Source organism: Bacillus sp. CBEL-1, assembly GCF_004348885.1.
Lineage (GTDB): Bacteria > Bacillota > Bacilli > Bacillales > Bacillaceae_H > Priestia > Priestia aryabhattai_A.
This window is the reverse complement of record NZ_SBIM01000003.1, coordinates 535139-546880: the sequence shown is the minus strand read 5'-3', so window position 1 is coordinate 546880 and position 11742 is coordinate 535139. Positions and strand designations below refer to the sequence as shown.

The following is an 11742-nucleotide window of genomic DNA, read 5'->3' as shown; positions in this document are numbered from 1 at the left end:
GTGCAAGAAATGTCGTTAAAAAATAAGCTTAATCGAATGAAAAAGCATTTACATGTGGAAGAAAAAGTGCCCGTTTTAAAAAGTGAGCCGCGTGATCATCAGCAAATAGCCTATGAACAGCAGTGGAATGAAAGGTTTGCTAAACCTTATTTTAGCGAGAATAACTACTGTATGATTCGGGAAGTACGCTATCCGATTGACCACAAGCACGGACATTATGCATTTTCAGAACTAAAAAAAGTGGTAGAAGCATGGAATAAGTCTCCGCTGTCACATCCACTTTCTGCAAAAGGGCATACAATGTCGGATTTATTTTTCTTTGATACAGAAACGACCGGGCTGAGTACGGGAACAGGCACAACCATCTTTTTACTGGGCTATGCACAGGTGTTAGAAAATGAAGTGGTATTTAGGCAGCATGTGTTAACGGAGCCAAGCGGTGAAGTTGCGTTTTACGAAAGTTTTTTAAGAGCCGTGGATTATACAACTCTTGTCACCTACAACGGGAAGTCTTTTGATTGGCCTCATGTAAAAACAAGGCACACCTTGTTGAGAGACCATTTACCGAACCTTCCTAAGTTTGGGCATTTTGATTTACTACACGCTTCAAGAAGGCTATGGAAACATAAAATGGATTCCGTTAAGCTTGCAAATGTTGAAAAAGAAGTACTAGGCGTTGACCGCGTTAACGATGTTCCAGGTTTTTTAGCACCAATGATCTATTTTGATTTCATAGAAAGCAAAAATCCTCAAGGGTTATTTGAAGTAATGGATCATAATGAGTCAGATATTCTTTCTTTAATTACGCTCTATATTCACCTTTCAAAGCAGCTTCTCTCTGAACATCAAGCTACTTTGAAAGAAAAGTTCGAAGTCGCTCGTTGGTACGAGCAGCTCGGTGAGAAGAAAGAAGCTCTCTCTTTGTATGAAGACGTAGCTAGTGCAAAAAGTGATGAAGAATACAAAGCGATTCGAGCTATTGCTTTTGAGCATAAGCGTAACAAGCAATTTGAAAAGGCAGAAGAGCTGTTTTTATATGTTGCGTCAAATGCGCCAGTGCTTCTTCAAATAGAAGCAGCTGTTGAGCTTGCTAAATTATATGAACATAAGTTTAAAAACTATGAGCGTGGGGTATTTTATGCAGAAAAGGCCTTAAAGCTGACAGAAGAAAAAGCGTTCATTGAAAATGATAAAATACAAGCCCTGTATAAGCGAGTTAATCGGGTTAAAGATAAGTATACTAAATATATTTCTAACTTATAATGATTGTCAATTTATTACTGAAAATTCCAAATTATTAAATTTTCGTTTTCTCTATTTTAAATATTGTTCTATTTTTCAGACGTTGATAAAATAAGACGTTGTATTGTTTTTTTAGCAATTTATATCAGAAATATAGACCTTTGGTGAGATGGAGAGAAGTAATATGAAAAATGTCATTTTAGTATCATTTTTCGCAGTTGTTTGTTTGACGGTAATTATTTTTAGTAGCATGAAAAACACGTACTTTTCTTTGATGTAGTTTTCGAAAAATAGGTGTTTACATTAGTACATGTACACCCCTTATCACATACTGTAGTAATGTAATAACTAAACAGTGAAAGGGGAAAACAGCATGTATCCAAGACCAGTAAAGTGCATGCCACCAATCGTGCATCCAACAAAATGTTGTACACAGTTTAACAATCAGGAGGTAGTTGTACCTCATATTCATCCAAGCCATAATACGCTAGTGAATCAAACGAACTTTAAACATGTACACTATTTTCCACAAACACAATCTGTTGTAAATCAACAAACAAGCCAACAGTTCTTTGGTGGTGCGCAACAATTTCCTACACAAGTAGGTGGGGCAATGTCTCCGGGAATGCCGAATCAAGTAGCTGGTGCTCAAATGCCAGGCATGATGCCAGGTATGATGCCAGGTCAAGGCAATCAAGTAGCTGGAGCAATGGAAAACGGCATGATGCCAGGATATCCAGGTGCAAAAAGAAGATTTTAATAAGAAATAAATGAATTGATAGGAACTGAACATTTCAGTTCCTATTCTTATGTTTAAAGGAGTGCTTACACGATGAAAGTGCTAACGATTTCAGGTTATAAACCATTTGAATTAGGGATTTTTAATGATCAGCACCCTGGTATTTCATACATAAAAAAAGCAATCATGAAGCGCTTGGTACCTCTTATTGAAGAAGGACTTGAATGGGTGTTAATCAGCGGTCAGCTCGGTGTAGAATTGTGGGCTGCGGAAGTAGTATTTGATTTACAGCTCGAATACCCTCAGTTACAGCTTGGTGTATTAACCCCTTTTTTAGATCAGGAAGAAAAGTGGAACGAAGCGAATAAAGAACTTTATGAATTTATTCTGAGTCAGGCTGATTTTGTGGATAGTATCACAAAAAAGAAGTATGAAAGTCCTAATCAGTTCCGCTTGAAAAATCAATTTTTAATTGAAAAAAGTGATGGCATTTGCATTGTATATGATGAAGAGCATGAGGGTAGTCCGAAATTCATGTTAAAGGTAGCACAAGATAAGGCTGAAAAGAGCGATTATCCAATCATCACAATTACATCCTATGATTTACAAGATATAGTTGAAGAGGAGAAGTTTTCATCTTTTTAAACAATATTGAAAAACATTTTACAAGATAAATTGACAAGTTGAGCTATTTCTGAAAAAATGGTTTATAATAAACAAGAGGTTTATTGTATTCGAGGTGATTGAAATGTTAGCTGATAAGATTCGTTTAACAGCAAAAGAAATTTTGGAAAAAGAGTTTAAAACAGGAATGAGAGGCTATAATCAAGAGGAAGTCGATAAATATTTAGACTCCATTATTAAAGATTATGAAGCGTTTCATGAAGAAATTGAGTTATTACAAGCAGAAAATTTACGCTTGAAAAAGCAAGTGGAAGAGTTATCAAAACGTCCACAATCCACAACGGCATCTTCGTACACGCCGCCACCAGCACAGCAGCAAGCTGGTACGACAAACTTTGATATTTTAAAACGTTTGTCTAATCTTGAGAAGCACGTATTTGGTAGCAAGTTATACGAATGATGAATAATAAAAATAGGAGTTGCAATTAACTCCTATTTTTATTATAATTAGAAAGGTCGTAATCAATAGCGTTTGGGTAATTGCTGCATCTCTTTGAAGATGTAGAGGAAAGTCCATGCTCGCACAGGCTGAGATGCTTGTAGTGTTCGTGCCTAGTGAAGTCATAAGCTAGGGTAGCGTAACTGCTAACGGCGAGGAAAAAGCCTAAGTCTTTATAAGATATGGCTTGAATACTCTGAAAGTGCCACAGTGACGAAGTCTCATTAGAAATAATGAGAGTGGAACGAGGTAAACCCCACGAGCGAGAAACCCAAATAATGGTAGGGGAACTTTCCTGAAGGAATTGAACAGAGGGAAGGACAAAATGCATGCATTTTGTAGATAGATAATTACCACCGGAGTACGAGGTAGCTAGCCGCTTGTAGTACAAAGGAACAAAACATGGCTTACAGAACGCTATTGAACAGCAGTCGACACTAGTTGTTAACCAAATATATTCGCACCAGCTCTTCATATCATGAAGAGCTTTTTTGTGTTCTTTTTTCTGTTCTAAGCCTCAGGTCTTAGATGAAAATCCAGCTTAAGCTCGTTTTGGAAAGAAAGAATTGTAGGTAAGATGAGAATAGAAAAAGAAAGGAGGCAACACGGTGAAAAAATTTGGATTATTTATTTTGGGCCTAACAGCAGCGGTTGTATTTATTGCTAACTTAGGACCGATGATGCTAATGCTGCTAGGGCTTGTTATTTTATATGGTGTATGGAAGCAGGTAGTAAAGGCAACATCTTCATTTAAGAAAGCAGCTTTTGCAGTGCTTGGTGTGATTGTTATCTTGAGCATGATTGCTAACGTGCCAGCATTTTTTGGTATATTAGCAGCGATTGCGCTTTACTTTGTATACACCAAGTGGAACGACAGTGAAGTAACAATAACTAAAACAGAGGATCCATTTCAAAACTTTGAAAACCAATGGACAGAGTTAAATAAACAATCTTATTAAGGAGTGAACACTATGAAAAATATTTTTACACGCATGAAAGAATCAATCTCATCAGACTTACACAATATGCTTGATCAAAAACAGCAAAAAAACCCGATTGCAGCTTTGAATTATTATTTGCGTCAGTCCGAAGAAGAAACAGAGCGAGTTAGAAAGCTAGTAGAGCGTCAGCATCTATTAAAAGAGCAGCTTGTGCGTGAATATAAACTAGCAGAGTCAATGAAAGAAAAGCGCCAACAGCAAGCGGAAGTAGCTCTGCAAGCTCAAGAAAATGACCTGTATGAATTTGTTCAAAAAGAGCATGCTCAATATGAAGAGCGTACAGAACGTTTAAACGTATCCATTCAGCATGTGACTAAGCAGCTTGATGAACTAGAGCGTAAATACGAAGAGATGAAGCATAAACTGAAGGATATGCATATTCGTAGAATGGAACTGATGGGGCGCGAAAACGTTGCGCGAGCAAATCATCGAATGAACACAATTTTAAACAACGATGAACTAGCATCGGATGAATATTCTAAGTTTTCGGATATCGAACGCTATATTGATCAATTAGAAAATCAAATTAATACTGATTATTATCGTCAAACAATTGATAGCAAAATTGCAGCTTTACAAAAAGAAGCAAAATAAGTGTAATTAGGATAAAAAAATGTAATCTCATAGACAAAACGTGATATTCTAAAAAGGGCGTAGTAGTAGCTGCGCCTTTTTCATCAAAAGGAAACGCACTGCGAAGCGAAAGGAGGAGAACGGCATGAAAAGAATTGTAGACAATGGATACTTCAATCTCATAATCATTACAGCGATCTTTATTTTATTTGTTGAAGTTGTCTTTTTTCATAGCGGGTTTATTTTTGCACTCCTTGTTGCTGGTGCTTTTATCTATATAGGCCGAAAGCGTCTGCCAAGGCGGTCAGGTAAAATCTTATTTTGGATAGGAATTATTGGTGCTATTTTAAACTTAATTAATACAGTCGCATTTCAGTTCTTGGTTATTGCAATCTTTTTCTATTATTTATTTCATTTTGTTAAATCTAAAAAAGAACCAGTATATATTACGCCTTTAACGGAAAGTCGAGAATCGCTGCGAACACAAAGGCAGCTGTTGAAGAATTCATTTGTATCACGACAGCGCACAGACGAAAACGTTTATGAATGGAGCGACATTAATATTCAAAACGTATGGAGCGATGTGATAATTGACCTTAGCTTTACTGTACTTCCAAAAGGAGAATCGGTTATTTTTATCCGACAGTTAGCTGGGAATGTAACCATCTTCGTTCCATATGAAACAGAAATTTCAGTTAATCACTCTTCTATGGCTGGAGCAGTTGCCATTTTTGATCATGTCCAACCCTTCGCTCCACTTCAAAACGTATATATGAAAACCCCAGAATTTGATAAGGCATCACAAAAAATCAAAGTGATGGTTTCAATGGGGGTTGGAAGTTTAGAGGTGAAGCGGATATGAGCGTTATTCAGCGCCAGTTACTATGGGGAATCACAGTCGCTTTCACAACGTTTATTACAATAATGATTAGCGTATTTATGGCATTTCCAATCCAACAGTTTACAGAGCTATGGGAACGAGAAGTATTTGACGTTCCGTTTATTCTTTTTTCCATAACGAGTAGCCTAACAGTGGGAGCAGTTTTCGGTGGCGTTTCTGGCTTGTTTTGGAGACAGCAGCTTGAAGTGGTTGAGAATCGATTACGTGAGATGAAAAATCGGCAATATCAAGACCGGAATGATAAAACAACGGTTCAAGAGGTAGAAAGTATTTTATCTAATGCAAAAGAAATTCAGCGCTTAATGAGTGAACAGGTGGAACAGTCGCAAAAAATGGCTAATGAAAAAGTTGAAGATCAGCAAAAGCGAGTTCAAGAAGTCATTATGCAAGAACGAAATCGATTAGCTCGTGAGCTTCATGATTCTGTGAGTCAACAGCTTTTTGCCGCATCTATGCTCATGTCAGCTTTAACAGAATCAACGAATGAAGATTCTCCCCAGAGCAAGCAGTTGAAAATGGTAGAAGAAATGATCAATCAGTCTCAGCTAGAAATGAGGGCACTACTATTACATTTGCGGCCGGCTGCATTGAAAGGCAAGTCGTTACAAGAAGGAATTGCAGAGCTTTTATTAGAATTAGCCCAAAAAGTTCCGATGGAGCTGAAGTGGAATGTGGAAGAATTTTTGTTAGATAAAGGAGTAGAAGACCATCTATTTCGAATTGCTCAAGAATCTGTCTCCAATGCGTTGAGGCATTCTAAAGCATCAATGTTGAAGGTATTGCTCGTTCAGCGTGATAGCTTGGTTATTCTACGCATTGAAGACGATGGGATTGGCTTTGATGTGGAAATGGAAAAGGTAGGCTCTTATGGATTGCAAAATATGCATGAACGAGCCGTTGAAGTAGGGGCTACCTTGAAAATTGTTAGTTTACCAAATCAAGGAACGAAATTAGAAGTAAAGGTTCCGCTTATCCAAAACGAATAGACAAAAGAAAGGAGAGCTGTTTTTGATTAACGTATTGTTAGTTGATGATCATGAAATGGTACGAATAGGCGTCTCAGCGTATTTGTCTGCTCAGACAGATATTCACGTTGTCGACGAAGCTGCTAACGGTGAGCAAGCGGTAGAGAAAGCACTAAAGCATCGTCCAGATATCATTTTAATGGATTTGGTGATGGATGGTATGGATGGCATTGAAGCAACAAAGCTCATTGTTGATCAGTGGAGTGAAGCTAAAATCATCATTGTAACGAGCTTTTTAGATGATGAGAAAGTGTATCCAGCACTTGAAGCAGGGGCATCTAGTTACTTGTTAAAAACGTCTAAAGCGAGCAAAATTGCGGAAGCTATTCGCGCTACATATGCAGGAGAGACTGTGCTTGAGCCAGAGGTAACCGGAAAAATGATGACGAGAATGCGTCGTCCTTCTTCTCCGCACGAGTTGTTAACTGGACGTGAAATGGAAATCTTGTTGCTTATGGCACAGGGGAAAACAAATCAAGAAATTGCCGATGAGCTATTTATTGCGTTAAAAACGGTCAAAACTCATGTGAGCAATTTACTAAGTAAGCTCGATGTACAAGATCGCACGCAAGCGGTTATCTATGCTTTTCAACATAAGTTAATTAAATAAAAGCGAAGGTCTCCTTGAAACCTTCGCTTCTTTTTTTTATAAAATAGCTGTTTTTTTATTGCATTTCAGTATAAAATGATGGTAGCGCTTTATATGCTAGCGCTTACTTGTAGGGAATGTTGTGAGGAGTTGAACAAATGGAAAAGAAATGGTGGAAGGAAGCCGTAGCGTATCAAATCTATCCACGTAGCTTTAAAGATTCAAACGGAGATGGAATTGGTGATATTCAGGGCGTCATTTCAAAGCTTGATTATTTAAAAGATCTCGGGATTGATGTTATTTGGATTTGTCCGATTTATCAATCACCAAATGACGATAATGGTTATGATATTAGTGACTATCAAGATATTATGAGTGATTTTGGTACCATGGCAGATTTTGATGAACTGTTAGAGGAAGTTCATAAACGAGATATGAAATTAATTATGGACTTAGTTATTAATCATACATCTGATGAGCATCCTTGGTTTGTTGAAGCGCGTTCTTCAAAAGATAATCCTTATCGTGACTATTACATTTGGCATGAAGGTAATGATGGCAATGAACCAAACAATTGGGAGTCCATTTTCAATGGTTCTGCTTGGGAGTTTGATGACGAGACGAAAGAATATTATCTGCACGTATTTTCAAAGAAACAGCCCGACCTAAATTGGGAAAACAAAGCGGTTCGACAAGAGCTATATAATATGGTGAATTGGTGGTTGGATAAAGGAATTGATGGGTTCCGAGTAGATGCTATTTCCCACATTAAAAAAGTACCTGGTTTTCCAGACTTACCAAATCCAGAAGGTTTAGATTATGTACCTTCGTTTGAAGGCCACATGAATCGTCCTGGTATTCAAGAACATTTATCAGAATTAAAAGAAGAGACATTTGCTAAGTATGATATTATGACAGTTGGTGAAGCAAATGGCGTTACGTGGGACGATGCTGACGAATGGGTAGGCGCTGAGAGCGGTAAGTTTGATATGATTTTTCAATTTGAACACATGGGACTTTGGGATAAAGGAGAAAGTGAACCTTTAGATTTAGTTCAGTTCAAAACAATCTTAACAAATTGGCAAAAAGGTTTAGCACAAATTGGTGGTTGGAATGCACTTTATCTTGAGAATCACGATCACATTCGTTCAATCAATAAGTTCGGTAGCATGAAATACCGTGAAGAAAGTGCAAAATGCTTAGCTGCACTCTATTTCTTAATGCAGGGTACACCTTTTATCTATCAAGGCCAAGAGTTAGGAATGACAAACGTAAAGTTTGATCGCATCGAAGATTATAATGATGTAGGCATGATAAATTACTATCGTATTCAACGTGCAAAAGGTCAGGATCATGAAGAAATCATGAAAGTGATTTGGGAAACAGGTCGTGATAATTCACGTACACCAATGCAGTGGGATCGTACGAAAAATGCTGGTTTTTCAACAGGAACACCTTGGATGAAAGTAAATCCAAACTATGTTGATATTAATGTAGAGAAGCAGATTTCAGACGAAGAATCGATTTTAAATTTCTATAAAAAGCTTGTGGCGTTACGTAAACAGCATGAAGTATTTGTCTACGGAACGTATGATTTATTGCTAGAAAATCATCCTGCAATTTATGCATATACGCGTACGCTAGATGAAAAAAAAGCAATTGTTATATGTAACGTATCTTCTAAGCAGCAAGAATTTAAGTTGCCAAAAGAAGTGAAGGTTAAAGAAGAAGAACTGCTTATTCACAATTATCAAGTAGCAACCGATGAGATGGTTCAAGAGTTTACATTACAACCATACGAAACGCGTGTTTATTTTGTATAATAATAAAGGTTAGTGCAAACGATTGCGCTTATTTTGAGGCTCACATATGTGGGCCTTTTCTAATTAGTTTAAGCATTTTCTTTTTGAAAGCTTTTGACTACCGCAAGTGGATATGGTACTTTTACACGTAGTATTCATTATTAGAGAGTAAAATGAGGTTGAAAAATGACAAAGTATAAAATTATTGCAACCGCTGCAATGGGAATTGAATCACTTGTAGCAAAAGAAGTTCGTGCATTAGGCTACGAATGTGAAGTAGATAATGGAAAAGTCATCTTTGAAGGTGATGAATTAGCCATTGCGAGAGCAAATTTATGGCTGCGCACGGCAGATCGTGTGAAAATTGAAGTTGGTCAATTTAAAGCACGTACGTTTGATGAATTATTTGAAAAAACAAAAGCCCTTGATTGGGGCCGTTACTTACCGGTGGATGCGGAGTTTCCGGTGTCGGGTAAATCGGTAAAGTCAAAGCTTTTTAGCGTGTCTGATTGCCAAAGTATCGTAAAAAAAGCAATCGTTGATAAAATGAAAAAGCATTATAACATCACAACAGGTTGGCTTGAAGAAAAAGGGGCTACGTTTAAAATTGAAGTAGCACTGCTAAAAGACATTGCAACAATCACAATTGATACAAGTGGAGCAGGTTTGCACAAGCGTGGCTATCGCGTTGGACAAGGTGATGCACCGTTAAAAGAGACGCTAGCTGCAGCATTGGTTATGCTGACGCCTTGGAATCCCGATCGTCCATTTGTTGACGCATTCTGTGGTTCGGGAACGATTGCGATAGAGGCAGCGTTAATTGGTCAAAACATTGCACCTGGCTTTAATCGTGACTTTATTTCAGAAGAGTGGCCTTGGATGTCTCAAGAAATTTGGGATAAAGCACGCGATGAGGCAGAAGAATTAGCAAACTATGATCAAGAGCTAGATATTGCTGGGCATGATATTGATCATCGTATGATAAAAGTAGCGCAGCAAAACGCATTTGAAGCTGGCCTAGGAGACTTAATTCAATTTAAGCAAATGCAGGTGCGTGACTTCACGACTCCAAAAGAATATGGAATTATTGTTGGAAACCCACCTTACGGGGAGCGTCTAAGCGATCGCCCTTCTGTCGAAACGATGTACGCAGAGATGGGTGATGCGTTTGCAAAACTTGATACATGGTCTGTTTTCATGCTGACGTCTCATGAGCAGTTTGAACAGTATTACGGCAAGCCCGCGACTAAAAAACGTAAACTTTTTAACGGATTTATTAAAACTGACTATTACCAGTATTGGGGACCTCGTCCACCTCGTAAAACAAATTAATCTAACTGGAATACACATGCTTACTTCTTAGCATGTGTATTTTTTATGGGAAATCTTCAATAATCCAAATTATTCTGTACATACTACTAAAAGAGGTGGGAGCAGTTGAAGATATTTAAAGAAGCAAAAATATTCTTTGGTAGTATGATTGTTTTATCTTGGTTAACAGTTCCTTTTTTAGGTGCAAAATACATTAAAAAATATAAATACGCAGTTGGATTCATTTCTGTATTTATTTTTATAGAAAGCTTCGTGGCTAAAAAATTTAAATGGTGGTCGTTTCCAAGGCCTCCTTTACGCTATCTTACGGGAGAAATGGCGCTGGTTTTGGGACCTTTCATTCCAGGATCTTTGTGGATTATGAGACTTACATATGGAAGATTTGGCCTATATATGCTGTTGAACTTAATCGCTGATTGGCTTTTTATTTATCCATTTCAGGCCATGACGAAGAAACTTAAGATGTTTCAATTTGGAACGGTTGAAAAGCCGCAACTTCTTGGCATTTTTCTTTTTAAAGCTGTATTGATGTATGGATTTCAGTATTTTATCGTTGAAAAGTCTAATAAAGAGGGTCCATCATGATGATGGACCCTCTTTACTTTACTGCACCAGCCGTCATGCCAGCGATGAACAAGCGCTGCAAGAATAAGTACGCAATAATTAAAGGAATAGATGATAGCACTACCGCTGTAAAGAGCATGGGATAGTTTGTCAAGAATTCCCCTTGGAAGTCTAGCAGTGCTATTGGTAAGGTTTTTACTTCTTTTGATTTCAATAATAGAAGAGGGAAGAGTAAATCGTTCCAAACAATAACAAAAGAAAAAATTCCTACCGTTGCGAGAGACGGAATAGAAAGCGGTATGGCAACCTTGCTATAAATTTTCCATTCCGAAGCTCCGTCTATACGAGCGGCTTCAAACAGTTCTTTCGGAAGAGTCTTCATAAAGCCCGTTATGATAAAAACACCAATTGGTAATAAAAAGCTAATCGACACTAGAATGACCCCTGTTAACGTATTTAACAAATTTAGCATGTTCATTAGCAAAAAGACAGGGATCATAATTACTTGTGTTGGAACAATCATGCCAACAATAAAGAAACTATAAACAATCCATCCAGATTTTTTAGGAAGTTGCACAATAGCGTAAGCAATTAGACTCGCCAGTAGCAAGATAAAAAATGTACTAATTACAGTAACAATTGTACTGTTTTTCATATAGCCAAATAGAGGTTCTGAAATAAGCAGATGTTTATAGTTCTCAAGCTTCCAACTAGTTGGAAGACCGATGGGACTATTGTATAACTCTGGCGTCGTTTTAAAGGTTGTAAAAAGAACAAGCGTTAATGGAATAATAATGATAACGCTATAAGCTAAGAGCGTGAGTTGTTTAAATACTTTAGAAAACATAAAA

The 11742-nt window shown here is 37.4% G+C and carries 13 protein-coding genes and 1 other RNA gene; 13 read left to right on the top strand and 1 reads right to left on the bottom strand.

What is annotated here, in order from left to right:
• Window positions 1-9 precede the first annotated feature (9 nt).
• From EPL02_RS02880 to EPL02_RS02820, 13 genes are all read left to right on the top strand, one after another.
• Entirely contained in the window at window positions 10-1263 is a 1254-nt protein-coding gene (locus tag EPL02_RS02880; protein ID WP_131886947.1) for a ribonuclease H-like domain-containing protein, read from the top strand.
• 352 nt (window positions 1264-1615) lie between these two features.
• Window positions 1616-2002, top strand: a complete 387-nt coding sequence (locus EPL02_RS02875) for a spore coat protein (protein ID WP_061785359.1) — start codon at window positions 1616-1618, stop codon at window positions 2000-2002.
• A gap of 72 nt (window positions 2003-2074) precedes the next feature.
• A complete protein-coding gene (locus EPL02_RS02870) occupies window positions 2075-2626 on the top strand; it encodes an SLOG family protein (RefSeq protein ID WP_094909605.1) in 552 nt (183 codons plus the stop codon).
• Between the two features lie 103 nt (window positions 2627-2729).
• Complete coding sequence (gene gpsB, locus EPL02_RS02865) at window positions 2730-3065, top strand: cell division regulator GpsB (RefSeq protein WP_094909606.1); 336 nt, start codon at window positions 2730-2732, stop codon at window positions 3063-3065.
• A 68-nt stretch (window positions 3066-3133) separates the two neighbouring features.
• Window positions 3134-3519, top strand: an RNA gene (gene rnpB / locus EPL02_RS02860) — RNase P RNA component class B.
• Between the two features lie 193 nt (window positions 3520-3712).
• Window positions 3713-4063, top strand: a complete 351-nt coding sequence (locus tag EPL02_RS02855) for a lmo0954 family membrane protein (protein ID WP_094909607.1) — start codon at window positions 3713-3715, stop codon at window positions 4061-4063.
• 12 nt (window positions 4064-4075) lie between these two features.
• Window positions 4076-4699, top strand: a complete 624-nt coding sequence (locus tag EPL02_RS02850; RefSeq protein ID WP_094909608.1) for a PspA/IM30 family protein — start codon at window positions 4076-4078, stop codon at window positions 4697-4699.
• Between the two features lie 124 nt (window positions 4700-4823).
• The gene (gene liaF / locus EPL02_RS02845; protein ID WP_094909609.1) at window positions 4824-5540 is read left to right on the top strand and encodes a cell wall-active antibiotics response protein LiaF; all 717 of its coding nucleotides are present in this window, start codon (window positions 4824-4826) and stop codon (window positions 5538-5540) included.
• Window positions 5537-6565: a sensor histidine kinase gene (locus EPL02_RS02840; RefSeq protein ID WP_094909610.1), complete on the top strand. Its 1029-nt coding sequence runs from the start codon at window positions 5537-5539 to the stop codon at window positions 6563-6565. Before liaF ends, EPL02_RS02840 begins: the two co-directional genes overlap by 4 nt.
• Before the next feature lie 22 nt (window positions 6566-6587).
• Window positions 6588-7214 carry a response regulator gene (locus tag EPL02_RS02835; protein ID WP_094909611.1) on the top strand — a complete coding sequence of 209 codons (627 nt, stop codon included), beginning with the start codon at window positions 6588-6590 and terminating at the stop codon, window positions 7212-7214.
• A gap of 137 nt (window positions 7215-7351) precedes the next feature.
• Window positions 7352-9016 (top strand): glycoside hydrolase family 13 protein, encoded by a 1665-nt coding sequence (locus tag EPL02_RS02830; protein WP_094909612.1) that lies wholly within the window; start codon window positions 7352-7354, stop codon window positions 9014-9016.
• A 165-nt stretch (window positions 9017-9181) separates the two neighbouring features.
• Window positions 9182-10327 (top strand): THUMP domain-containing class I SAM-dependent RNA methyltransferase, encoded by a 1146-nt coding sequence (locus tag EPL02_RS02825; protein WP_094909613.1) that lies wholly within the window; start codon window positions 9182-9184, stop codon window positions 10325-10327.
• 105 nt (window positions 10328-10432) lie between these two features.
• Complete coding sequence (locus EPL02_RS02820) at window positions 10433-10912, top strand: hypothetical protein (protein WP_094909614.1); 480 nt, start codon at window positions 10433-10435, stop codon at window positions 10910-10912.
• A 13-nt stretch (window positions 10913-10925) separates the two neighbouring features.
• Here EPL02_RS02820 and EPL02_RS02815 read toward each other — a convergent pair whose 3' ends face one another.
• Window positions 10926-11738: a carbohydrate ABC transporter permease gene (locus tag EPL02_RS02815; protein ID WP_094909615.1), complete on the bottom strand. Its 813-nt coding sequence runs from the start codon at window positions 11736-11738 to the stop codon at window positions 10926-10928.
• Window positions 11739-11742 lie beyond the last annotated feature (4 nt).